General features: G+C 61.8%; 19 protein-coding genes. 17 read left to right on the forward strand and 2 right to left on the reverse strand.

Going from position 1 to position 24444, the window contains the following annotated elements:
- The first annotated feature begins 3 nt into the window (after positions 1-3).
- Positions 4-1596 carry a hypothetical protein gene (locus tag ACNSTU_RS11210; protein ID WP_418212357.1) on the forward strand — a complete coding sequence of 531 codons (1593 nt, stop codon included), beginning with the start codon at positions 4-6 and terminating at the stop codon, positions 1594-1596.
- On the opposite strand, the gene ACNSTU_RS11215 is transcribed toward ACNSTU_RS11210, so the two are convergent.
- Positions 1545-2411 (reverse strand): hypothetical protein, encoded by an 867-nt coding sequence (locus ACNSTU_RS11215; RefSeq protein WP_418212358.1) that lies wholly within the window; start codon positions 2409-2411, stop codon positions 1545-1547. The genes ACNSTU_RS11210 and ACNSTU_RS11215 overlap by 52 nt on opposite strands.
- Positions 2412-3239: 828 nt before the next feature.
- On the opposite strand from ACNSTU_RS11215, the gene ACNSTU_RS11220 reads away from it, so the two are divergent.
- The 8 genes from ACNSTU_RS11220 (at position 3240) to ACNSTU_RS11255 (ending at position 12119) form a co-directional block, all read left to right on the forward strand.
- Positions 3240-4313, forward strand: a complete 1074-nt coding sequence (locus tag ACNSTU_RS11220; RefSeq protein WP_418212359.1) for a sugar-transfer associated ATP-grasp domain-containing protein — start codon at positions 3240-3242, stop codon at positions 4311-4313.
- A 1-nt stretch (position 4314) separates the two neighbouring features.
- Positions 4315-5100 (forward strand): hypothetical protein, encoded by a 786-nt coding sequence (locus ACNSTU_RS11225; RefSeq protein WP_418212360.1) that lies wholly within the window; start codon positions 4315-4317, stop codon positions 5098-5100.
- Positions 5101-5153: 53 nt separating this feature from the next.
- Positions 5154-6236 carry an ATP-grasp domain-containing protein gene (locus ACNSTU_RS11230; protein ID WP_418212361.1) on the forward strand — a complete coding sequence of 361 codons (1083 nt, stop codon included), beginning with the start codon at positions 5154-5156 and terminating at the stop codon, positions 6234-6236.
- Positions 6237-6414: 178 nt separating this feature from the next.
- Positions 6415-7380, forward strand: a complete 966-nt coding sequence (locus tag ACNSTU_RS11235; protein WP_418212362.1) for a hypothetical protein — start codon at positions 6415-6417, stop codon at positions 7378-7380.
- Positions 7381-7468: 88 nt separating this feature from the next.
- Positions 7469-8416: a hypothetical protein gene (locus tag ACNSTU_RS11240; protein WP_418212363.1), complete on the forward strand. Its 948-nt coding sequence runs from the start codon at positions 7469-7471 to the stop codon at positions 8414-8416.
- Between the two features lie 2 nt (positions 8417-8418).
- The gene (locus ACNSTU_RS11245) at positions 8419-9375 is read left to right on the forward strand and encodes a GNAT family N-acetyltransferase (protein WP_418212364.1); all 957 of its coding nucleotides are present in this window, start codon (positions 8419-8421) and stop codon (positions 9373-9375) included.
- On the forward strand, positions 9372-10337 hold the full coding sequence (locus tag ACNSTU_RS11250; protein WP_418212365.1) for a polysaccharide deacetylase family protein: 966 nt from the start codon (positions 9372-9374) through the stop codon (positions 10335-10337). The genes ACNSTU_RS11245 and ACNSTU_RS11250 overlap by 4 nt, the downstream gene beginning before the upstream one ends.
- Positions 10338-10409: 72 nt before the next feature.
- Positions 10410-12119, forward strand: coding sequence for a hypothetical protein (locus ACNSTU_RS11255; protein ID WP_418212366.1), 1710 nt, complete (start codon positions 10410-10412; stop codon positions 12117-12119).
- 35 nt (positions 12120-12154) lie between these two features.
- Here ACNSTU_RS11255 and ACNSTU_RS11260 read toward each other — a convergent pair whose 3' ends face one another.
- Positions 12155-14047 carry a hypothetical protein gene (locus ACNSTU_RS11260; RefSeq protein ID WP_418212367.1) on the reverse strand — a complete coding sequence of 631 codons (1893 nt, stop codon included), beginning with the start codon at positions 14045-14047 and terminating at the stop codon, positions 12155-12157.
- Between ACNSTU_RS11260 and ACNSTU_RS11265 the strand changes: the two genes are divergently transcribed.
- The 8 genes from ACNSTU_RS11265 to ACNSTU_RS11300 form a co-directional block, all read left to right on the forward strand.
- Positions 14046-15197, forward strand: a complete 1152-nt coding sequence (locus ACNSTU_RS11265) for a glycosyltransferase family 2 protein (protein ID WP_418212368.1) — start codon at positions 14046-14048, stop codon at positions 15195-15197. The two genes, ACNSTU_RS11260 and ACNSTU_RS11265, sit on opposite strands and share 2 nt — an antisense overlap.
- Before the next feature lie 3 nt (positions 15198-15200).
- Positions 15201-15986, forward strand: coding sequence for a class I SAM-dependent methyltransferase (locus ACNSTU_RS11270; RefSeq protein ID WP_418212369.1), 786 nt, complete (start codon positions 15201-15203; stop codon positions 15984-15986).
- Between the two features lie 16 nt (positions 15987-16002).
- The gene (locus ACNSTU_RS11275; RefSeq protein ID WP_418212370.1) at positions 16003-16752 is read left to right on the forward strand and encodes an N-acetyltransferase; all 750 of its coding nucleotides are present in this window, start codon (positions 16003-16005) and stop codon (positions 16750-16752) included.
- The gene (locus ACNSTU_RS11280; protein ID WP_418212371.1) at positions 16745-18121 is read left to right on the forward strand and encodes a putative O-glycosylation ligase, exosortase A system-associated; all 1377 of its coding nucleotides are present in this window, start codon (positions 16745-16747) and stop codon (positions 18119-18121) included. Before ACNSTU_RS11275 ends, ACNSTU_RS11280 begins: the two co-directional genes overlap by 8 nt.
- Positions 18122-18154: 33 nt before the next feature.
- Complete coding sequence (locus ACNSTU_RS11285) at positions 18155-20461, forward strand: hypothetical protein (RefSeq protein WP_418212372.1); 2307 nt, start codon at positions 18155-18157, stop codon at positions 20459-20461.
- 16 nt (positions 20462-20477) lie between these two features.
- Positions 20478-21125 (forward strand): tetratricopeptide repeat protein, encoded by a 648-nt coding sequence (locus ACNSTU_RS11290; protein ID WP_418212373.1) that lies wholly within the window; start codon positions 20478-20480, stop codon positions 21123-21125.
- A 209-nt stretch (positions 21126-21334) separates the two neighbouring features.
- Complete coding sequence (locus tag ACNSTU_RS11295) at positions 21335-23509, forward strand: hypothetical protein (RefSeq protein ID WP_418212374.1); 2175 nt, start codon at positions 21335-21337, stop codon at positions 23507-23509.
- 824 nt (positions 23510-24333) lie between these two features.
- Positions 24334-24444: helix-turn-helix domain-containing protein (locus ACNSTU_RS11300; protein WP_418212302.1), on the forward strand; the 111-nt coding region annotated here is incomplete at its 3' end.

Here is a 24444-nt window from a genome sequence, read left to right on the forward strand (position 1 = left end):
GGCGTGATGGTCTCCTTTCAATCAATTCCGGAATGGCCGCCGCTTGCGTGGCTCGCCGAGTGTGAACGGCCAGGGCAGAGAATCCACGTAAGCCACGGAGGGGGTGTAGAGACGGCCGAGTCCTGGTTCTGCGAGGCGGTTTGGCCCGGGGAATTCTCGGCCGGGGACATCGATCGCCAGGACCTCCTCTTCGGCAGCGGCGGCCGTCTCCGGGACGGCGCTCTCACCTTTGTCTCCTCGGCCGCTACCGTCGATCGGCTGCAGTTGCTGGAGACTGACGCACGGCTGTTGGTGTCGAACTCGCTTGCGTGCCTTCTGGAGGCAGTCGGTGGCGAGGTGGAGCCCGTGTATTCCGGCTACTACCGGGATTTCCGTTCGATTGTCCGCGGTATTCGGCAATACAAGCCCACTCTGACGACCAGCGCCGGGGAGGTCCGCTTCGTCTACCATGACAATGTCGTCTGGGATGGGGCGGCGTGGGCACGGGTTGAAAAGCCCAAACGCGACCGGCGGTTTTCGCACTTTGAGTCCTACCGGGACTTCCTGGCCGAGACCTTGCGCGGGCTTGGCGCTAACATGGCATCACCTCGGCGGATCGCGTACCGCTTTCGGCCGCTTGGCACCGTCTCCACCGGCTACGACTCGCCGGCAGTTGCTGCGATTGCCCGCGAGGCTGGGCTTTCCGAGGTAATCACGTTTACTCACGCCCGCGGTGGGGATGATGATGATGGCGAGGCAATCGCCAGACACCTCGGCCTGTCGGTGACCCGGGTCCCCAGGGGCGTCTGGCGCTCACTGGACGGAGCCATCGTCCCACACCTGGCCAGTAACGCCTACGGTGAAGAGGTTCCTTACGCGGCTCTGGCCCGCGATCTTGCGGGGCGCGTCCTGTTCACCGGGCACACAGGTGATCGAGCCTGGGGCAAGGACGAAGACGATCTCAGCGCTGATATCCCGCGAGGGGATCCCGTCGGCCTTTCGCTTACGGAAGCGCGCCTCTGGTACGGGGCGCTGCATTGTCCGGTACCGTTCATGGGGATCCGCGAAGTGGCCGATCTTCGCGCTATCAGCGTCTCCCCCGAGATGAAGGCATGGGACGTTCCGGGGGAGTACAGTCGACCGATCCCTCGACGCATAGCCGAGGAAGCGGGCGTGCCCCGAGAGCTGTTCGGCAACACCAAACGGGCTTCCGCCGTGGTCCTCTGGCGCCGGGATGAAACCTTCCTCCCCGCACACGAGGCGAGAAAGCTGAGAGGCTGGCTCGAGGCAAATGATCACAGGTGGTCTGGGAAGGGGCTCGTTTCGCCTCTGCAGCGAAAGCGCCGGGAGCGGGTTCTTGCGGGGCTGATGATGCTCTACCGGCCCGTGCACTCCATTGCGTGCCGCATTCCGGGGCTGAAACCGTACAGCAGCCGCATACGACGCCTGGACCCGCAAACGCGGCCTGATCCGTTGTTCGATGTACTGTTCCCGTGGGCCATCGGGTTGGCGAAGCAGCGTTATCGTGGGGGGATTGCAAGACACAAACTCGCGGCTCAGGCGTCTTACAGAGAGCCAACCTCCGGGATTCCGTTGATAAGGGCCCGGCGATGGTGATCGACCGGCCTGGATATCGACAGGGCGGGGTTATCCCGGAACCAGAGGTGCAAGGCCACACCCGGGGGGCGCTGGTAGCGGTGGCACAGAGCAAGCGCCCACTGGGGATGGACTTTGCGCAGGGTAGCTGAAACCCACTGGATGCCGAGGAGCTCTGCTATCTTCACCCGGTGGTTGGCCGCGTTTCCCTGACACAGGCTGCCGTCACGGAGAATGAACAAGGGCAGCTCGTCGTAATCCAACGGATTGACATCGGGCTGGCGCTCCCAGTGAGCCAGATAGCCATGTTGCTTCATCGACGTGAAGGTGCTGCGAAGCTTCTCGAAATAGGCGTGGACTTCGCCCACGGTACGGCAGCCCCAGTCCGGTTCCGGAGGCGATGTTATCACGGCCGCCACCATCGCCTCGTATTGTGACGTCTCCGTGTAGGGGCGTCCATGAATGAACATGGCACGCACGGTATCGTGAATTCGCCACTTCAAGGTTTCCTTGTCGGCTTCGGTGACAGGCCGGTGAATCGACCAGCGCTTCTGGGTCAGCTCGAGATCCCAGTCTCCGGGAAGGCACCAGTGCAGTCCGGCTTTGGGCCACTGGCGAGTGTCACCAAACCGCGTGATGGCGCGCAGTTGGACCCACAACGGTACGGGTCGCTCCGGCGCGGGCAGCAGCTGTACCAACTCTCCGTACGGTGCGCCGTGGCGCACGGCACGGTCGTACTGGCGCACCATCCGCCAGGCGCGGACGCGCCGCCCAAGATCATTAATGTGCCGTCGGCGCAGAAAGGGAAATCCGGCACGGGACAGAATGGAAGCCATACGATCACACGTTCTTGTCGGGTCATGTTCCGGTCATCAAAGTGTAATAGAGCCCGCGCGGGTTGGATGGGACGTCACCGGCACGCACGGGGCCAGGAGGAGGTGATTGCCGGGGGATTGGCAACGCTCTGGAGAACGGTGGGTCCTGGCTACGTCATCCGCTTTCTCGGGCGTCGCATTCTGCGCATGAGTCAGCATGTGGTCTATCGGACGTCGGTGCGCGGTGTCGCTGCGCCGCAGTGGCCGGACGGATTCGTGGTGTACGTCGTCGCCGGCCGGGATGCGGTGGATTCCCATCCGGCGATAGCCGCGAACCTCCAAGGGCGGAATGTTCAGTACCTGAAAAGCGTATGTCAGGGTGAGGCAATCGGCGTGTTCGTCGTGGCCGGGGACACATTGGTGCATTGGGCGTTCGTGATGAAGGGGTCGCGTACGTCATGCTTGCTGGGCCTTGGTCGTGATGCAGTCCTGCTGGGTAATGCGTATACGGAGCCGGGTTTTCGCGGACGCGGGCTACAGACCTTGTCTATGCGTCAGCGGCTCCATGAGTGCGGGCGTCTCGGCGTGGAGACTGTTTACACCGAAACGGAGCCGGATAATCGGTATTCACGGCGTGCCATGGAGAGTTCGGGGATGACGCTGGTGCGGGAGGTGAGTCTGCTCGTAATCCTCAATCGGCTGGTATTCCGGAGGATACACTCGGGACAGGCTTCACGGATCTGTGGGATATGTTGAACCGACGAGCTTTGATCGCCTGGTAACTGCGAGGGGTGCATGAGCAGAGTCTCGGTTCCTCCTTTATCCCGAATATCCCGGAAGTTCGCGACGGTGCGTGACATCGTGCAGGGTTGCGACGCGGCCGCCGACCAGTATCACGTCAACCACTGGAAGGTCTGGAGACGCTTCCTTGGCTTATACAGCAGGCGCTTTTCCCCAAGGGAGATCTTTCTCTGGGGGCTTCTCGATCCGTCGCTGGGACGCGGCGACCTGGCGAGCTATGTCAGCAAGGAGGCGCTGCTGCGCCTGCAGCGCCGGCACAACCCGCCGGAGTACGCCAACCTGGTCGAGGACAAGGCGGTTTTCTATCCGCATTGTGAAGGTGTCGGCTTGCCGGTTCCGCGGCTGCTCGCGACGTTCAATGGTGATCAGGCATGGCTGACGGAAATGAGTCGGTTCGTGTCGACGGTAGATTTGCCCGAGCATGGCCGTCGCCTCGGTTGGGGGGATTTCTTGGTTAAGCCAGGCGAAGGGGTCTACGGGCGCGGTGTGCGATTGGTACGGGATACCGCGGCCGGTTGGGCGGATCAGTTCGGGTCTGCCTTCGATACGGAAGGCATCGCGGAGTACTGCCGTCAGTATGCGGTGTACCGACGTTTTCTCCTGCAGGAGCGGGTTCACAACCACTCATTGATCGGGTCCCTGACGGGTGTCGATACGCTGCAGACCGTGCGGGTGATCACCGTGGCGGCGGGTGACGGGAACCCCGGGGAGATCGTCCTCGCTAACTGGCGCATCGCCGGGAGAAACGGGGTGACCGACAACTTCGATTACGGCCGGGGCGGAAATTTCTTGGCGGATGTGGATGTTGCCAACGGACGTATCCGCCACGTCGTTGGTCCCGCACCCGATCGGCAGGGCGTGGAAGCGGCGTCTACGCATCCCGTGACCGGGGCGTCCCTGGCAGGCGTGACACTTCCGCACTGGCCCTTGGTTCGCGAGGTCGTGATTGCGGGCACGGTGCACTTCGCGCCGCTGCAGTTGATCGGGTGGGACATTGCGCTCACGGAGAGCGGGCCGGTACTGCTCGAGGCGAATGCGTGGTTTGACGCCGGGCAGAATGCGTTCTGCGCACTGCCGATGGTGCTGGAGAAAACACGGCAGATGGAAAGCGAGGGACGTTGATGTGACTGCGGTCACCCATATTCTCTGGACGGGAGGTTGGGATTCCACCTACCGCGTTATTGAACTGCTGGGCCGGTCCCGGACCGAGATCCAGGGGCATTACATTGTGGATCCGGTGCGGACCTCGTCCGGCAACGAGATCGCAACCATCGACCGTTTGCGTGCGGCCATCGGGCGGCACAATGGGGCATGGGCCAAGCGTATGCGGCCACTGCAGGTCTCGCACTATGACGAGATCCCGCCGGACGGCGATATTGACGCCGCACTCGAGCAGCTGCGCGCCGAAGAATACCTCGGTAAGCAGTACGCCTGGCTCGCCCGCTACGTCAAGGCGTCGGATACGGGCCAGATGGATCTCTGCATTGAAGCCACCGATGCGGCGGGGCGCCGTATCGCGGACGGTATTCGTCGTGCCCCGGGGAGCGAGCCGCCGAACTACGAACTGTGGGACGGTGAGGGCCCGTTGGAGACGCTGTTTCGCTGGTTCCGCTTTCCGCTTATCCAGGCGGACAAGAAGCGAATGGAGCAGAACGTGCACGAATGGGGGATGTGGCCGGTCATGAAGCAGACGTGGTTCTGCCATCAGCCTGTGATGGGTCGGTACGCCTGTGGCACGTGCCGGCCCTGCGTGTACGTAATGAACAAGGGACAGGCCTGGCGTATGGGGTACATGGGGCGGGCCCGCTTCGTGCTGATCGAGCAGCCACGCCGGATGGTGCCGGGTCAGGTGAAGACATTCCTGCGGGGCCACGCCGGTGCGTGGGTCCGGCGCATGATCCGTTCCTGACGCGGCCGAAGCGGCGCCAGCGGGTCGAAAAGACGGAAGTCCTTACAAGACCTATGGATGAGAAACAGCTTCGTATCGCGGTACACGAGGATGAAGTGATTCTTCCTAGCGGACAGCGTCAGTCCTTCTCGGATCGCTGGTTGGCGCGTGGGAGAGAGGCCGGCTACGACATGCGGAGAGTTGACGCGTTCTGCGACCACTTTTTCGACGATCTGCGGGGGTGTGACGGTTTCATGTGGCGCTTTGGCTACCTGCCCGTGCCGCGTCTGCTCGCCAAAAGGGTATTGCCCGCAGTGGAACAGGGTATGCAGATTCCGGTTTTCCCGGACGCCAATACTGTCTGGCACTTCGAGGACAAGATCGCGCAGCACCTGCTGCTCGAGGGCATCGGCATTCCGCAGCCCAAAACCTGGGTGTTCTGGGAGCAGAACGAGGCGCTGGGATTCTGCCGGGAGGCGACGTACCCGTTCGTCATCAAGCTCGCCTACGGCTTTCGTTCCAGCAATGTCCGCCTGGTTCGAACGTTCGCCGAGGCGAAAGCCTGGATTGACGAACTCTTTGGCCCCGGGTTGAATTCGCTGGCCCACTCGCCCGCGACGCCGCTGGGGCGTTACCTGCGACGCGCCCGAGCAGCGTCGAGAACGTTGCTCGGGCTGCGCGCGCGCGGGGGAGCGGATTTCTCCCATGGTTATCTGTATGTCCAAGAGTTTTTGCCGGACAACACGTTCGACACCCGGATCGCGGTGATCGGCGAGCGCGTGTTCGGGTTCCGCCGCTTCAACCGCGACGATGATTTCCGCGCAAGCGGTAGCGGTCGGATCGACTGGGATCAGCAGGCCATCGACATCGAGGCGGTCAGGTTGGGATTCGAGATCGCCCGCCGTTTGCGAGCCCAGACCGTGGCTATTGACGTGCTTAAAAGAGGGTGCGAGTGGGTGGTGGGCGAGATTAGCTATACCGGGGCCAGTTGGGTTCTTGCCAACTGCCCCGGTCATTGGCGGCCTGTTGCGGCAAATGGGAGACTTTGGTTCGAGTGGGTCGAAGGGATGGTGCACCCTGAAGACGCGATTTTTGACGATTTCGTGGCGCAGCTTCAGGAGTTCCACGTTCCGGCGGGTAACCGGTATGTCGGGTAATTCGGGACGTCGGCACGCCCCGCTGCACGGCAGAGTGTGGCTACTCACCGCAGACGGGAAGTCGCGCGCTCTCGTCTCCGGTCTTCGGGAAAACGGCGTCCGCGGAGAGATCCTGGGCAGTCCCACGTTTGTACTCTGGTGGCATCTGGTCCGCGGACACAGAGTCCAACGTGGCGACGTGGTGGTATGCCGCTACCTGAATGACCATCCGAACCTGTTTATTTCGCTCATGAAAGTGCTCGGGGACAGTGTTGCCGTCTCGATTGCCCGCACGCGTGGCGTGCGAGTGTTATGGCTTTGCCACAATGTAGATCGCGAGACGGAAACCTACTGGCCTGGCATCACGGCGTGGCGTAGAGGATTGTGGAGTCGGGCCGCGGAGACGATCCTCGTTCCGGACCCGGCCCTCATGTCGCCGGCAATCGGCGCCTTTCTCGGGCACCGCGACAAGCTCAGGCCTATCACCGTCGGCCCACTCCCGACACCAACCCTCGACCCTGAGGAGCAGGCTCGCCTCGCGCAGGTGAAAGCGTTTCTGAATGCACCGAGCGATGGCGGTCGCAAACCGTTGCGGCTGCTGGTCGCCGGCACACCCGGCAGGAAGTACTTGCACTTCTCGCTGCTTCCGCGACTTTGTGACGCACTCGAACATAGCGGCTGGGCGCCGCGGGTGGTTGTGGCGGGGCAGTTCGACAATCGCGGTCGGGTGATTCGGGGAGAGGATTACCGGAAGTTCCTGGCCTGGTGCCGTGATCACGACAATATCCACCTGGAGACGAGTTATCTGCCGCTCGACGAGCGCGAACTCGCGGACAGCATCGACCTGATCTGGCGCTCCATCGCAGATTGGTCGTTTGCGTTCACGCTGTTCAACGCAGCGCTAGCGAGGATCCCCATTCTGACGTACGAGGCTGGGTTCCTGGGTTCCTTCGTGCCGCAGCAGGGGTTGGGCGCCACGATTGCCTGGGACTTCAGCAACGTCGACGAAGCCGTCCGCGATGCCCTGCATGCGGACCCGCAGAATTTCGAGCGCTTTCTGACCGAACGCTCCTGGGAGCGGGGTGGCGCGCTCATTGTGGCCGCCCTCAGCGAGCAGGAGCCGCACGTCCTGGAGACGGCGGTAGGTGGCGAGTTGCAAGGATAGGAACAGATCCCGTGAATGCCCCCCTCCGGGGTCGTGAACCGCGCCAATATGGAGACTCAGTTTTGACCAAGCTTGTCAGGAGTGGCCGGTGCAGATCCTGATCACCACGGATGTCGAACTCTGGCCGCGCGCCTGGGATCTGTCCCCGCGCGAGATGAACCGGGCGTTCCGGCGGTACATCGGTGGTGAAACGCCGGGCGGTGCGGTGGGGTTGCCCTTCCAACTGCAGACACTCAACACCCATGGGCTCAAGGGGGTGTTTTTCATCGAGCCCCTGTTCGCCTGCGTCATGGGGCGTGCAGCGCTGGCGGATGTGGTGGGCATGGTGCTGGAGGCGGGACAGGAAGTGCAGCTCCACCTGCATACGGAATGGATGGGGCGTTCCGGGCACGACCGCCTTCCGGGGCCGCCACGGATGAGCGTCCGCGAACTGAGCGAGGAGGCGCAGTTCGATGTGATCAGTCTGGCGCGTGAATGGCTGGAGGACGCAGGAGCGCCGTCGATTACGGCGTTCCGGGCCGGCGCCTACGGCGCGGATCGCGCAACGTTGCGCGCACTCGCGCGTATGGGGATCCCCATGGACAGTAGCCACAATCCGGCGGGGTCGCGGGGGCCGATCGCACCTGGACTCGGCGATACGCCGTGCCGGTTCGACGGCGTCCTTGAAGTGCCCCAGACCGTCTACCGGGATGTCCTTGGTCGGGAACGTCACGCCCAGGTTGGAAGCTCGTCACGACAAGAGCTTGCCCAGGCCATGGATCGGGCCGTTGCCCAGGGCCGGAGCGTTTTCGTCATTCTCAACCACAGCGCGGAGCTGCTGACGGCGGACAGGGAGCGCCCGGATCGGGTTGCCGTGCGCCGTTTCGAGCGGCTTTGCGAGCACCTCGGGGACCGTGCTCGCGCTCTGCCGACCGCCTGGTTCCGGGATCTTGATGCGGACGCGCTCATGGCCGGCGCCGAAACGGGAAGTCTGCGTGTCGGTGCTTGGCCGGCAGCGATCCGGTACGGCGAGCAGGCCTACAGGAGATTGCTGTAAACATGGATACCAGTCTGGTCAGGACCCTGCATTTCCCCTGCCGTCTTGGTGAGTTCACGCTCTGGAGCCCGCGTCGCAACTTGCGGGTCTACGCGGTCGGGCTGTTCGACGCGGTGAGCGAGGAAGACCTTGTCGAGGATTTCCGGCGTAACGGCGAAGACGTCTCCGGGGCACTCCTCTACGGCATCCGGGTGGATGAGGCCAGCCCGGCCCTGTCACGTCACGGCGATCTTCTGCGCTACATGCCGCAGGGAGGCAACCGTTTCATCATCGACCTCGGTGCCACGTTCGAGGGGTATCTCGGTACGTTCAATGGCAAGACACGCTCGACCCTCCGGCGCAAGGTGCGTCGCTTTGAACGCGAGTCTGGTGGCGAATGCGATCTCCGCGAATATCGCGGTGCTGACGCGTTACAGGAGTTCTTCCCACTGGCCCGCCAGGTCTCCGAGAAGACGTACCAGGAGCGCCTGCTCGATGCGGGCTTGCCGGACGATGAGACCTTCCGCCAGGAGCTCGTGCAGGCAGGGCGTACCGACACCGCGCGCGGATTTCTGCTGTTCCATCACGGACAACCCGTGGCGTATCTGTATACGCCCGTGTCCGACGGCGTCATGCGCTACGAGTATGTGGGCTATGACCCCGACCACGGCAACCTGTCGCCGGGGACGGTGTTGCTGATGCTCGTGCTTGAGCGCGCGTTCGCCGACGAGGCGTTGCGTGTGTTCGATTTCACCGAAGGCGGAGGCGACGACAGCCACAAGTCGTTCTTCGCCACCGAGAATGCATACTGCGCCAACGTCTATCTGTTGAAGCCAACGCTCGGAAACCTGGTCCTGGTCAGCGCCCAGTTGGCCACTGGCGCATTGTCGTCAGCCGTTGGCGGCGTGCTCGACCGGGTCGGTGTTAAGGCGCGCGTCCGCGAAGCGTTACGGCGGCGTGGTCGCGAGGTGGCTGCGTGAATCGCGCCCTGCTGGCCGCAGCGCGGGGGACCATCTCCCTGCTGTCTCCCGCAGGGCCCCGCGGCCGGCTGACCACGCTGATCTACCACCGGGTCATGGAGCGACCGGACCCGCTGCGACCCGGCGAGCCGACCGCGGAGACCTTCCGCTGGCAGATGGAAGTGGTCGCGCGGCTATTCAACGTCATTCCTCTGCACGAGGCGGTCGACCGCCTCCGCAGGGGAGCGCTCCCGAGGCGGGCGGCCTGCATTACTTTCGATGATGGTTATGCGGACAACGCGGCGCTGGCCGTGCCGATACTGCAGCGACTCGGGCTCCCGGCGACCGTCTTCGTTGCTACCGGATTTCTGAACGGCGGGCGCATGTTCAATGACACCGTCATTGAGTGGGTACGGCAGCTTCCTCCCGGTCGCCACGACCTCGATGCCCTAGGCGTTGGCGCGTGGCAGATCGACACCGATGCGGACCGGCTGCGGCTGGTTCGCGCGCTGCTGCCGCTGTTCAAGTATCAGACGCTCGTGGAACGCGAGCGCTGCCTCGAGACATTGGAGGCGATTGCGCCTGCGGAGTTGCCGAACAACCTCATGATGCGTGACGACCAGGTTCAGGCGATCGCTGCGGGCGGCATCGATATCGGGGCCCACACCATGGCCCATCCGATCCTCTCCCTGCTCCCCGACGGTGCCGTCGAGGAAGAGCTCGAAGGCTCCCGGCGGTATCTGCAGAAGCTCGTTGGCTCACGGGTCCGGTTGTTCGCGTATCCCAACGGGCGGTATGGCAGCGACTACGGTGATCGCGAGGTGGCGGCGGTGGATCGGCTTGGATTCGACGGCGCGGTGTCGACGCACGCCGGGGTCGCGAACGCCGCGACTGACGTATTCCAGCTGCCGCGGTTCACACCGTGGGACCGGGAGCCGGAGCGGTTCACGCTGCGATTCGTGAGGAACCTGATCCGGAGTTGAGCGAAGCCCGGAAGGTCACTCTTCCGGGGATTCGGATACAACAACAAGCATCATGAAGGGTTGGAGCGGGCATTGATCATCATTCGGGGAATCATCGGTCCCGGCGCCAATGAAGCGGGTGCCGGAGCACAGTGGCTGGGAGAGCTGACAGACGCCACCACGTATTCGGGTCACGACTGGAGTGTCGCCGTTGTGCCCGATTGTTCTCACCGTATCGACAGTACCGGCACGGGGCTCGCCATCCACGACGGCCGGGTACAGAACCCGGCGTCGGATCCCCGGGAATGGAACGGGGCGTACCTGGCGGTCCATGCCCAATCCGGGGAATTGACCTTCACCGCTGATCGCCTCGGTACTGTCCCCGTCTACTGGACGCGTGTGCCGGGCGGCGTCGCCTTTGCCTCGCGTCTGGTGGACATGGTCTCGTGGAGCCCGCGTCCGAACTCGGTCGGCATCCTGCAAATGCTCTTGCTCAACCAGCCGCTCGGTGTCCGCACTCTGCTCGAAAATGTCGCGTTGCTACCGCCAGCGAGCCAGGTAACGCTCACCGCGGACGGGGTGCAAAGCCAGACGCGGTACTGGGAGCCGACGGTCTCCAGCGAGCCCCCCGGGAATCTCGACGCATGGATTGAAGAAGGTGCGGAGGTGCTGGAGAAGGCGAACCACCGGGCCAGGAACACGGCGCAGGACGGGCGTGTCGCGTGGCCGGTAACCGGCGGCTTCGACTCCCGCTGTAATCTCGGTGTCAGTCGCTCTCTCATTCAGCCTGATGACCTGTTGTTCCACGTCGTGGACCTGGGCAACTTCGAATTGCCGGCTGCGCGGCAGATCGCGAGTTACCTGGATAGGCCGTTGCACATCATGGACGCGGCACCCTGGATGCGTAACGTGGCGGATTTCGACATCGGGCTCGACAACGGCGAGTTCAACGTCGGTCACTGGCGCCTCGTCGGGCCGTGTCGTGAGCTTATGGATGCGCACGCATGCCGGGTCACGGTGGATGGCTTTCTCCAGGGGATCCTGCTTAACCCGGCTATGTTCTTCAAGGAAGGCACCGTGGACGATGTGCGCGAACGCCAGCTACGACTGTTCCAGTACCGCATGCAGCGCTTAGCCATACCTCGTGACCACTCGATGCTCGAGACCGCGCGCGAAGCGTCCGCCGCAGATTACCCGGTCAGCGTTGACGGCCTCTCGGCGAGTCAGCGCTACATCTTCGAGAACCGTAGCCGGCGCATGGTGTACGGGATCGTGCGGCTCAATCAGAATTACGTCGACGTGCGCACGCCGGGCCTCGATACCGAGCTGCTCGATTTCGTCATCCGCGTACCGTGGGAGTTGCGCAAGCACGCCCGGCTGTACCGCAAGATCATCAACCGGGTGGATCCGCGCCTGGCGAGCATCGTTCACGACAAGACTGGATTGCCGGTGAACGCGGAAAAGCCGCTATCGCGCCGCAAGTTCTTGGTGAAGCGCTTGCGCTATTACGTCAACCGCGTGTGGCCGGGAAAACCGCTCTTCCGGGGCAAGGAAACACGGTTCGAGACGTTGGTCCGCACCGATGCCGCGTTTCGGGAAGAGGTCTGCGCATTGTTGCGCCAGTCACACTGGTTAACCGAGGCGCTGCAGACTGATCCCGTGGCCATGCTCGATGCGCAGAAGGCCGCATATGGCGAGATTGACCCCGACTGCGTCGGAGCCATGGTCAACATTGCGCTGCTGGAGAAGCAAGCGCGGTCTGCGATGGTGCAAGACGCAGCCTCCCGGGTGGCGACAGCGTAGTGAACGGCAGCCGCGAGAGTGCGCATGAACTCGCTCTACCGTGCGCGGTGGGGCAGCGGAAACGTCCCGATCGGTGCGATCAGGGCGTCATGTGCGGCATCGTAGTGGAGCACTGGGGTGGTTTCATTCGCACACTCGCCGAACCCGGTGGTGACCGACATGGCCGTGGTCTCGGTCGGCCAAGCCATGGGTGGCGCGGCGAACCCTGTGGCACCGGCGACGGACGACGGGATCGCCGTCCCATCAAGGTGCCGGAGGTCGACACCCCCGGACTGTAGGGAGGAGGCGCGGTGCAGCGTTGTGTCGAGGTGTTCGGCGTCGCGTATCAATGCATGCCCAAAAGGATTGAGCAGGTCGACCTCGGTACCGCGAACCCCGTCCAGTACCAGCATCGACGCGATTTGGCCGGTGTCGAGATCGACCCAGAGAGCATGCGTTACTTGATTGCCGCTCAGCTCCTTGGGGAGTGGACCGCGAATGCTCCGAGCCACTCTTGTGGCGATGCGATCGGCGGGGGAGCGCCCGCGGGCGGCCGGGCCGTTGAAGGAAGGAACCGATCGCCCGATGACCAGAACACAGTGATCGCTGGTATGCGTGTCCCAGTCGGCGGTGACGGCAAGTGTGTAAAACGCGCCGCGATACCGAAACAGGGGAGCCCAGCCCGCCACCGCGGGATGCCGGTCCGCAACAGTGGAGCGGAATCGGGCGGGGGCGGGAATGAGGCGCCGCCCTTTCCAGGTCAGGTTGAACGGGAGCAGTGCGCCGTAGCGGGTGTCGATATCCTGCGTGGCTGGTGTTTGCCGAACCTGCCCTCGGGTCGACAGCCCGAGTTGCCCGGTGGGGCTGCGAAGGCTCAAGAGCCCGGCTGCTTTGTCGATGAACACTGCCCGCGTTGCCACGGTCGGCCGCTGCTGCGGGATCGGAGGCTCGGTGTGTGTTCCTGTGCCGACTGAAGTCAGGGTTGCGCCGAGGAGACCAGCGGTCCAGGCGTTGTAGACCGTGAGGACCATGTAGGGGTCCCAGCCGCCCTGCAGGCCTGTCGTTGGGTTCAGATTGAGGTTGAGGAGTCCGTCCGGTCGTGTCTGGCTCTCAAGCAGGGTGCGCAGGCGACGGCAGCGATCTGCCCAGGCGTCACTGTCCGTACGGTCGTTGGTTCGCACCAGATGATCGGTGTAGACACTGAGCAGCGCCCCATAGCCGAACAGGGCATGCGTGCTTCGGCCGAAACCACCGGCGGCCCCGGTTTCGTCGGTGAACGCTTCGAGCCAGCGGGCAGCTTGGCTGGCCAACCGCGCGACGTCGCGATCGGCGTGAATACGGCAGGCCATGTGCAGACAGAACAACACCTTGGCGTGGTACGTGAGGGGCGTGCAGAGCCGGTCGTCCGGTGTTTGTGGGAAATCGACGAACCCGCCGGCCGGGGTCATCCAGCGCTCACATGTCACAACGAGTGCGCGCGTGGCCTGACTGCGTTCCTGGTCGGTCCGTGCCTCGAGGAGCCTGCACAGTGTCGCCAGCACGGCCCAGTTGTTGGAGCGGTGATTGTCGCCCGCATGGGCCTTTTCCAGCGCGGCATCGAGCAGCCGCCGACATGCCTGCTGGCGGGTGTCCTGCCGGTCGCGCGTGAGCAGAAGGGCGAGCCGATTGAACGGGCCGTGCCCCCTGTGTTCGTCAGGAATCCCGGTGAAGTGATTGATCAGCCGCGATGCTGTTCCGCGGTGCGGGTGGTTCGCCGTCGTGCACGCCAGCGCTGTGAAGGTGCAGGCGTAATGGTCGTCGGGAGAGGGACGCCCGGTTTCGGGGTCCGCGAGTACACCGTCGCTATCCACGAGGTTGGCTAGAGCGTCGGTCAACCGCTGTTGCAGCTGCCGGGTGGCTTCAAGTTCGTCCTGCGCGAAAGCGGACAGGGCCTGGGGTCCGGGGTTCATGACAATGCGGTTCGTCCTGTTTTTTTGTTCAGTGTTTTCGGGTTACGGCGTACCGGTCTTTGTTTTCGGCGCCGCGGCTCGCGGTCGTTCGATTGGAGCAGAGCTTGTGCGCAACGATATCAATACATCAGAAGAATGGGGGCACAGGGAAGCGGGGCCGGCGCCAATGGTCTCCGTGGTCATTCCAGCCTACAACGTCGCAAAGTACATCGGTGATGCGGTGCAGAGCGTGCTGGATCAGGATTACGAGCCCAAGGAGATCATCGTCGTGGACGATGGATCCACGGACGGAACCGTGGATGCGCTGGACGCATTCGGGGATCGGATCCACGTCCACCGGCAGCGCAACGCTGGGTCGGCCGTAGCGCGCAATCATGGCATTTCCCAGGCCAAAGGCAAGTACATCGCGTTCCTCGACGGCGACGATGTCTGGTTACCAGGCAAACTGCGGGCTCAGGTCGCGTACATGGAAGCGCAACCTGGCGTGGGGTGCACTTGGGGGCGGTGGGTTGAGTGGCGCCGCCGTGCTGGCTCGTTTCCGCCGCTGACCGAGCTGGTCGATGACAGCGCGTTGGCCCAAACCCGGATACGTGCCATTCCGGAATCCTCCGGCTGGCTGTATCACCGGATTCTCACGGACTTCCTCGTCTGGACCAGCACGGTGATGGTGCGTCGTTCGGTCATTGATGAGGCGGGCCCCCTCGATCCTGCGCTCCGACGTGGACAAGACTTCGATTACTGGATCCGGATTTCTCGGCTCACGCCGATGCACCAACTGGATGCCGTGTTTGCTGCCTATCGCCTTCACGGTCAGGGCACTACGGTCAGTTGCCCGAGTCGTAACTACGCCGTGGAGATCATCGAGCGCGCCGTCGCTCGCTGGGGGTTGACCGGGCCGGACGGCACCCAGGTCGACCGCCGTTTGTATCACCGTCACCTGGCCGGGCTGTGGCGCGGGTATGGTGGCAAACAGTTGCGCGCAGGTGTCCCGAAGGGGGCGATCGCGTCCTCGTTGCGAGCGCTTCGGCACGAGCCGATGGCAGCGCGTAGCTGGTATCTGTTCTTCGCCGGGCTGGTGGATCTGGCCGGCTTCGGCGTGTTGCGCAGCATTCTTAAGCGCCGTGGCGGTACGCTTGCCAAAGGAGTGTGATCTGTGACTGTTTCCCAGACATCGGGTGATCCATTTGTCGATTACTATGCCGAGCAGAGCCTGACAGAGACCTCTCTGCGGCGTTTTCGCGAACTCAGGGACAAAGTGCTCCGGGCCTACTACGCCCGTGCACAGGAAAGAGCTGCCGACGTACTGGATGTCGGATGCGGGCCGGGTGTGCTCAGTCTTCTCTTTGCGGAGGAAGGACATCGGGTCACCGGGGTTGATATCAACGAAGCGCTGATCGATATCGCCTGCTCGCGTGCCCGGGAAGCAGAGGCGAATGCCCGTTTCCTCGTGGGCAGTGCCGACGCCCTGCCGGTGCCGAGCGATAGCGTTGATATCTGTCTTGCGCCGGAACTGCTCGAGCATGTGCCGGACTGGCAGCGCTGCCTGGAAGAGATTACCCGGGTGCTGCGCCCCGGAGGCGTATTGTTCCTGACGACAACCAACGTGTTGTGTCCGGTTCAGGACGAGTTCCGGTTGCCGGGCTATTCGTGGTACCCGGGAGCGGTCAAGCGTCGCTGCATCGAGCTCGCGCGTACCAGGCATCCCGAATGGGTCAACCACGCCACGTATCCGGCATTTCACTGGTTCTCGTTCTTCCAGTTGCAGCGCGAGCTGGAAAAGCGCGGCTTTGCCTGCATGGATCGTTTCGATACCGCTGATCCCGGCGCCGGCCGTCTCAAGGGCGTTGTCCGGCAGATGGTGCAGCGGGTCCCGGGTGCTCGCTTCGTGGGGCACGTTTTCACGCCGTACACGCAACTGATCGCCGTCCGGCGCGACTGAATCGGCGATGACTTCCATGAAGCAGAATCCGACCCAGAAACGAGCCCACAGGGAAGGCGAGCAGACCCGACTCGACCGGGCCCTTTTCTTCGTGTCCCGTGTGTTGCGACGTCTGACCCGCGGCCGAGTCCAGTTGTATCGATACTACCTGGTTGCGCAACCGGTGCCTGAAGACGCGATGCTTCCACCGGGGCGCGGACGCACGATCGAGGTGCGGCGTATCCGGGAGGGGGATCCCGTGCTGGAGCGGTTTCCGCGTCCGGCCAAGGTGCTTGCCGCGCGCTTCGCGCAAGGGGCTCTGTGTTATACGGCTTTTCGGAGCGACGAAGTGAGCGGCTTTCTCTGGTTCACCCCCGGAGATTATGAGGAGGATGAGGTGCGCTGCCTGTTTCGGCCCCAGCCATCTGGCGCGTGCGCCTGGGACTTCGATGTCTACGTCGCTGCCCGCGACCGCATCGGGCCCACCTTCGCGCGGCTTTGGGACACTGCCTACGCTGACATGCGCGCGCGCGGGATCGCCTGGACGCTGAGCCGGATCTCCGCGTTCAACCAGGGATCTCTGGCATCCCATTCGCGTCTCGGCGCACGGTTTCTGGAAAGTCTCACATTCGTCGTCGCAGGGCCTGCTCAGGTGATGTTCCGGGGCCGGTTCCCCTTTGTCTATATGAGCGTGACCACTGCCAGACGACCCGTGGTATCTGTCGCCGTGCCCCCTAAGCCCGTTATGAAAGTCGACTCCAATGGAGAGGTGGTTTCGGATGCGTGATCTTCTTCTGTTCGCAATCATCCTGGGGTCGATCCCCCTGATTCTATATCGTCCGTGGCTCGGAATTCTCGCCTGGTACTGGGTCGGCATCATGAACCCGCACCGTCTCACTTGGGGGTTCATGTATGACTTTCAGGTGGCGATGCTGATAGGGGTCGTGGCCCTGATCGCGCTGGCGATCGCGCGCGATCGCCAGGCCCCACCGGTAACAAAGGAGTCGACCCTTGTTGTGCTCATGGCCGGATATTTCACGTTCACGACCTTCTTCGCCTGGGCGCCTGACGCGGCATGGAATTACTGGGATCAGCCCATGAAGATATTCCTGATGACCATCGTCACCACGATGCTCATCTACGGCCGGCACCGCGTCGAGTGGCTTGTGATCATCATTGTTGGTTCTCTGGCCTTTTACGGTCTAAAAGGCGGGGTTTTCACGATTCTCACAGGCGGGCAATACCATGTACTTGGGCCTCCACGGTCTTTCATCCAGGGAAACACGTCTCTTGGGCTCGCCATGCTCATGGTACTGCCTTTGATGCTCGTGCTGGCTCGACAGGCAACGCAGATGCGCCTGTCCTGTTTTCCGGACAAGCGATGGGTGCGATGGGCTGGATGGGGTGGGTATGTCACGTTTTGGTTGACCAGTATTGCCACCGTGTTCACGTACTCCCGGGGGGCTCAGCTGGGCCTTCTCGCGATTGGTCCCTTCGTTTTCGCCAAGATGCGCTATAAGTCAGTAATGGTAGCCCTCGGTCTCGTCGCGGGGGGCACCATTCTTGCGTTGGTTCCGGAGCAGCTCATCGACCGGTTCCATACCATACAGACTTATGAAGAAGACTGGTCTGCCATGCAGCGGATTCAGGCGTGGGGCGTGAACTGGAATGTTGCTGTGGACAGCCCCTGGACGGGCGCGGGCTTTTCCATGGTCAGCATGCCGACGGAGTTATGGCTCAGTTACGCGAATTTCCAAGGACCGTGGCATCCACACGCCCGCGTGGCACACAGCAACTATTTCCAGGTCCTCGGTCACCACGGTTTTCCCGGTCTGTTTCTTTACGTCGCGCTGCTTATCAGCGTCATGGTGAGCCTGTTCCGGCTGGCCCGGCGTGCCAAATTGCACGCACACACGGTATGGATCTCCGAGTACGCATGGGCCGCTTTCGTGGGGGTTATCGGTTACGCAGTTGCTGGTGCCTTCCTGGATCTTGCGTACTTCGACCTTTTCTACGCGTTTGTGGCACTCGCCATCATCCTTCGTCGGGAATTCGCCTGGGAGATGGCCAAGGCCCCCGCGGCCAAGCGGGCTCCCGCCACGGTCGGTGCCCGGAGCGTTCCGAGCCGGGGTGGCTTACAGCCGGCTCGGGAATGACCCCAGCACTATACGAAATACGGAAGGTCCCTCATGACACGATCGGTAATGGCACTGGGTTGCGAACGAGCGGTCTGTTCCGCAATGGCATTTGCGGCGGCTACGCTTTTTTCGGCCGCCGTCGGCGCGGATTCCCTCACGGATATCGTGGAGTCCATGGAGCCGGGCGAGTGGCGTGAGCTGCCCGATACGCGTCTCAAGGATGTGTTCCCGGAGCGGGATGCACATCCGAACTGGGGGAATCAGGGCCCTCAGGCGGTGACACGGGCATGGAGCGGGGCGGCGTATGACACTAAGCGCAACCGCCTCATCGTCACTGGTGGAGGACACGGCGCCTATGGCGGCAACGAGGTGTACGAGTTCGACCTGGAGGCCATTGAGTGGCGCCGGGTGACCGAACCCAGTGCGCATGAGGTGGATCCCGCATTCGAGGACCAGAACGATCCAAGCCAGTATCTGCGTACCGTGGACGACACGCCTGTTTCGCGGCACACCTATGATTCCCTGATCTATCTGCCGAATGTGGACAAGGTGTTTCTCTGGGGGGGTAGCCTGTACAGCGTTGGCCGTGCCTATGACCGGCATGCCTGGTTGTATGATCCCGAGGACGGTACCTGGACTCGTGGCGCGGAGTCGAGTGGCGAGAACATTCATTCACTCAGTGGTTATGACCCGGAAACCGGACAGGTCGTTGTCGAGCACGGGCGCGGCCTGTATGGGTACGATCCGGTGAACGATCACTGGGAGACCGTCTCCGGTGGTACGAACGGGGCACAGGGGCGAGTTGCCGAATTCGACCCCGAACGCCGCTTGCTGATTCAGGCGTTCGTGCCCTATGGCAATCGCGGGCCGATCGCCGTTTTCGACCTTAACCAGCCGGGACAGGGACGAAACCACCCTGATATCAGTGGCAATACGGACTTTGCCGACACCCCGGCACCCGGTATGGCGTATCACCCGCCCACGGGGTACATGGTTCTGTGGAACGGTTGGCGCGCCACCTGGGTGCTTGATCCCGATACCTGGGCAGCACACAAGGTCGAGAATCTTCCCTCGCGTGCGCCAGATCACTACGGTACCGACCGCTACCCCGTTCGTGGCCAATACAAGACCTGGGGGATCTACGGGCGTTGGGCGTACGTGCCGGACTACGATGTTTTCATTGGCTATGGGCACGTGGATGACAACGTTTGGTTGTACCGGTTGCCAGAGGACCCTTTCAATTGGACCGTGCCTGCCGATCACCAGGCTCGCGAGTGCCCTGGTGATCTTTGCGTCGGCCCGGACTTCGAGTTGAATACACCGAGCCAGGCGGCGAGCCGGGCACAGGATGGCGATACGGTCTATATCCAGGAGGGAGAATACGAGGACTGCGCCCGCTGGCGAACGAGCGTCACCATCAGGGGCCTGGATGGACGTCCTAAGATTGGGGATAAGGTCTGTCACGGAAAGGCGGTTTGGATCGTGCAGGGTGACGTTACTGTCATTGAGAACGTCGAATTGCATGGGGGATATGGCCCGGGTCGCCATGGAGAGTCGATTCGCCATGAGGGAAAACGGCTTACTGTGCGCGACACGGTCGTTCACGGAAGCCGGATGGGTATCCTCACCGGTCACGACTCCGACAAGGAACTCGAGGTCTACAACAGCGAGTTCTATGGCATCAGGAGTGCCACGGGACTTGCGCACCACATCTACGCTGGGCGTATCGGCCGATTCGTCGCCGAAGGCAACTATCTCCATGACGATAGTGTTGGACACCGCCTTAAGTCGGTCGCAGCGGAGAACCGGATTCGCTACAACCTCGCATCGAACCCCGGCAGTGCCAGTGCTTCTCTCATCGACGTATGGGGATGCAGTGACACGGAGATCGTGGGCAATGTGCTTGTGTACGGCGGGACCGACGGTGCGCTCCAAGCGATCAGCATGACCCACCGTAACCAGCGCGGCGAACGGCTTTCGTGTGAGCGGGAGGCGAGCGCACGAATAGCATACAACAGCGCAGCATTCCTGCCGGAGAACAGCCGCTGGTCCTCGTTCGTGCGCAATCATTTCGGTGTCGAGTACGAGGTCACGAACAATATTGCGGTGAATACCCGGGATCTCGAGTTCGAGGGATCGGAGACAGGGCTGGGTCGATTGGCAGGCAATGTCCATCAAGGCCATGACTATCTGGACTACTTCGTCGACCCACAACAAGGGGACCTGCGGCTGAAACAGCCGCTCGGTGACGCGGTTAACGAGAGTGTTCGCCCCGAGCGTGCCTACCAGCATCCCATGAGCACAGTGGCTCGAGAGAGTTTCTCGTCACCGGGTGCGTACGAATACGAGCCGGATTGAATATCGGGAGAATGTCATGTTCAGGAAGCTCATACTCTCGCAGGCATGCCTTTTTCTGTCGGTGACAGTCGGCGGGATCGGTACGGCCTCTGCTGAAGTTGGTTGTCCGGCGCCGGAATCCCGGCCCTGGTCCTTTGGTCCCTGGGACTACACCAACCCGGTTCACCGAGAACAGCATTTGCCAATCATGGAGAGTCATCACTTTCCTCGTGAAGTACGGAATCTGGAACGGAGCAGTGCTCGGTCCCTGGCCCAAGATCTGCGCTATGCCCTCAATACATTCCCGAACCATCATCAGGCTCTTCGCTCCATGACGCAGTTGGTTCAGCAAGAAGGCAGCCTCCGGCCCGACGGACTTCAGCGGACGCTGGATTGCTGGTTTTCGCGTGCACGGCGTTTCAACCCAGACGATGGCATGGTCCTGATGGTCCACGGGATGTATTACTACGACATCGGCGAGTACGAGCGAGCCGCGGAAAAGATGGAGGCGGGTCTCGAACTGGAACCCGGGAATCATAACATCATGTACAACTTGGGCCTGGTCTATGTGGAGGCGGGGGAATACGAGAAGGCGCGGGAGTATGCCGTCAAGATGTACGACCAAGGCTTCCCGCTTGAAGGGTTGCGTCGGAAACTCCACGCTGCAGGGCACTGGGATGGTTAGGTTTGATAACGGCGGCATGATGTTGCCAGCGCCGTGGCAACAGGCTTTCTAAATCCGAAGCATGTCCCGTTTTTTTACATTAGCTGCGCGCGAGTGTCTCCAAAAGGCATCAAAGCCCCCGTTGATCGGGGGCTTTTCTTTTTTGGCGTGTAACTTGCTTAGCTCCTTTCGGCCGGAATTACAGAAATAATAAGGCAGGGGTAAGAATCATGCGGGGGACGATAACAACTACGCTTGCGCTGTTTGGCGTGGTGTTTATCTTGACGGGCTGCCTGGGAAGTGCCGATGTTCGTGAAGACAGGGGCGGTGAGGCGAACGGTTCCACGGAGCCTCCGGACGATGACTCCCAGAACGGTGACGTCGGGGTATCTGCCCTTCACGGGGTGTATGAAGGTGTGCTCGAGGTGGACGGTGATGCCGGGGGTGAGGATTTCCTGTACATCGTTCACGACGGTCGGGCAATGGGGCTACTCACTCGGACGGACTCCGTCTATGACGGAACCATCGACACAGACGAAGAAGGGATTTCCGGTACGTTCTCCTTCTATGGTGAACCTGGAGTTCGAACGGGCCAGGCGACGTTCACCGGCGAACGGCTCAACGATGTGCAACTGCAGGGGGAGTGGGTCCGTGCCGAGGGCGATATCGTACCAGGCGCCGTGGAGCTTTACTCGCATCCGCAATCCGAGCGGAACCTGATCATCGAGGAAGACCTCGCGGGTACTTACGGGGATGAATCCTCGGAAAACGGGAACTTTCAGCTCACCGTTCACCAGAGCGGGTCGTTCGAAGGGTTCGATGGGTCCGGGTGCTGGTTTGATGGCACTGTGGATGTAGCAGCGCCGAACCTCAACATTGTCAGTGTTGAGCTGACGCAGAACGACGGATACTGCGACGGCCTCCCCGGCGATGCGGGGGAGCGCTATGATGGTTTTGCGACACTTGTTGATGACGGCTTGCTGCTTAGTGTCGTGAGTGACGATCATCGTTTCGTCCGTGTGCTGGCCGATTTGTCGTCCTCCGAGCCTGATCGCGATACGATCCCTTCCTGGTTGGAAAGTCTGCCGGAGCGTGCCTGGTCCCGGGTCAATACCAACTCACCATACAGCGCCATTCAGACGCTGGATGAGAGGACCGATGGGTGCGGGCGTAGTGCGTACACCGGCCGAATCGAGCGAGTCTGGGAAGCATTCGCAGGTTCGGCCTGGGATCCGACGCGGAAGGTGGCGTGGATCTTTGGTGGGGGGCACGCGGTGACAACGTTCAACGCCCCGATCGCCATCGACGTTTTCGAACGGGAATGGCAGATCCTCCATAACGAGACCACCAGTATCAACGCAGACTTCCATAAGGAGGAGGGGAGTGCGCGTTACGTAACCGGTGACTACCAATACGACTACCAAGGGGCTCCGGTGAGCGCCCACGCGTATGACAACAACGAGTATCTCCCTGTTGCCGATCGCTTCATCACGTTCGGCGGTGCGACGGCGGGACCCGGCTCCTGGTGGCGAAAGTATCTCGACACCGATGGAACACAGTGGAGTGATGGAGACAGACTTGCGGACGCCCCCCGAACCGGGCCTTACGTCTATGACTACGGACGCCGTGATCCGACGCGGGTCGGCGGACACGACGGTACCGCAGTGGATGTCGCCGGCTGCGACAATGCTGAAATCAAGGGTGCGCGCGCGTGGACCAACCTGGATTTCATGGAGGATATTCACGGCGGCCAAAGCACGGATCGAAGCACTGTCTGCCGCGTCGAGAACGGCAATGATGTCTGTTATCACTCCCGTACCAGACTGGAGCGGGTCGAATTCGACGGTTACGATGCCACGGTCGAATCTGCCGGGACATTTGGACAAGGGCATATCGGCGCTCACTCGTCGGTAATCGCCCCGGTGGGCGACAATGAGATCTTTCTACAAATCCGCCTGCGCCCGGAACAGAACTCCTGGGAGCTGAAGTGGTGGGAAATCCAGGATTTCCCGGATACCCGTGCCAGTCAAGCCATCCGCCAGATGTCAGGGCCGTCTGTCGACTTCTCCGACTCCTCCTACGGCACCAGCGGCCCGTTACCTGATGAGGGTAACCTGCCCGGGTCAATCTATGACTCGGAGCGGGACAGAATCATTATCTGGCGAGGGGGGCGGAACCTGTACGAGCTTTTGCCGCCCGAGAATCTGGGGCGAGAGGGATGGCGTATGGTCGACTTTGACAACAATCCCGTTTCAGCCGTCGCACCGGATGTCTCAGGTGGTACGGGGAACGAAAGCGTGTTTGGCCATTTCCACTATGATGCCGAATGGGATCTGTACTTTGGGATCGAGGGCATTCACGGGGATCTCTGGGTCTACAAGCCCAAGGGATGGAACTCGGAGTGACCATTCAGTGTTTCCTTGTTGGGCGACTTATGAATTCTGGGTACACAAGGAATCATCGTGCCCGTCCAATGGACATTGGATAAAGCATTCCTAGAAACTTTAACGAAAATTTCGGTGGTATGGATCCGTGTGGACCCTTGAATGCATAAAAACGCATGATCAGGCAAGGAGAATGCGGGGACTCGGCCCTGCAGTGGAGCATGACCCTTCGTGGTTATGGGATAGCTGCAATTCGAGTGATAAACGTGTTCTGGCATTAAAAGGCCTCAAAGGAGAGGTTGTTCCAGTGTTCGTGCACAACGCCCCGATTCGGCTTGAGCTTCGAGGGGTCGAGCTGGGCCGATTTTCTTCGACGCGATGTGTGTTGACGGGGAATCTGCATGAAGTAGGCTACGAATATGCTCGACACCTTCTGCAGAGCCTTCTGGGGTGGCTTCCATCAGATGGAGCACTTTTTGTGCAAAGCCTTCGTGCGGAAGAGCCGTTAGCGCAAGTATTGGAATCGCAATGGATTCGCGAGAAAGCCCTTGTTGTGGACAACCGCACGCCCTATCAGAGGAGGCGTATTAGCCTCCCGGCGACCTATAGCGAATACCTTCAGGCATTGCCGAAGAGGCGGCGGAAAGATCTCTGCAAGACGAGCAAACGGTTCCGCGAGCGGTGCGACCAGTGGCAACTCCGCGTGGGCGTGAGCGAATCAGATGTGGTCGCGATGTTACTAACCTTTAACAAAGTAAAGCCATGGTGTTAGGCTTTTCCCCATGGAATGCAAACGCTCGAACGACGGTCGTGCCATCGACAAAGCAGTCATGCATGCCCTGCGGATGCAGGCGATCAAGGCGGTGCGCAATGGGCGCACGGTTGCGGATGTTGCCGAGGCGTTCGGATTCAACGAGCGCACGGTGTTCAAGTGGCTGGCGCGCTACAACGACGGC

This window comes from Aquisalimonas sp. APHAB1-3 (assembly GCF_048323695.1).
Classification (GTDB): Bacteria; Pseudomonadota; Gammaproteobacteria; order Nitrococcales; family Aquisalimonadaceae; genus Aquisalimonas.

Excerpts from the sequence above, each read along its gene's own strand:
- ACNSTU_RS11275 (WP_418212370.1), top strand. The coding sequence starts at position 16,003 with ATGAAGCAGAATCCGACCCAGAAACGAGCCCACAGGGAAGGCGAGCAG.
- ACNSTU_RS11295 (WP_418212374.1), top strand. The coding sequence starts at position 21,335 with ATGCGGGGGACGATAACAACTACGCTTGCGCTGTTTGGCGTGGTGTTT.
- ACNSTU_RS11280 (WP_418212371.1), top strand. The coding sequence starts at position 16,745 with ATGCGTGATCTTCTTCTGTTCGCAATCATCCTGGGGTCGATCCCCCTG.
- ACNSTU_RS11245 (WP_418212364.1), top strand. The coding sequence starts at position 8,419 with ATGGATACCAGTCTGGTCAGGACCCTGCATTTCCCCTGCCGTCTTGGT.
- ACNSTU_RS11290 (WP_418212373.1), top strand. The coding sequence starts at position 20,478 with ATGTTCAGGAAGCTCATACTCTCGCAGGCATGCCTTTTTCTGTCGGTG.
- ACNSTU_RS11265 (WP_418212368.1), top strand. The coding sequence starts at position 14,046 with ATGACAATGCGGTTCGTCCTGTTTTTTTGTTCAGTGTTTTCGGGTTAC.
- ACNSTU_RS11285 (WP_418212372.1), top strand. The coding sequence starts at position 18,155 with ATGACACGATCGGTAATGGCACTGGGTTGCGAACGAGCGGTCTGTTCC.
- ACNSTU_RS11260 (WP_418212367.1), bottom strand. The coding sequence starts at position 14,047 with ATGAACCCCGGACCCCAGGCCCTGTCCGCTTTCGCGCAGGACGAACTT.
- ACNSTU_RS11215 (WP_418212358.1), bottom strand. The coding sequence starts at position 2,411 with ATGGCTTCCATTCTGTCCCGTGCCGGATTTCCCTTTCTGCGCCGACGG.
- ACNSTU_RS11230 (WP_418212361.1), top strand. The coding sequence starts at position 5,154 with ATGGATGAGAAACAGCTTCGTATCGCGGTACACGAGGATGAAGTGATT.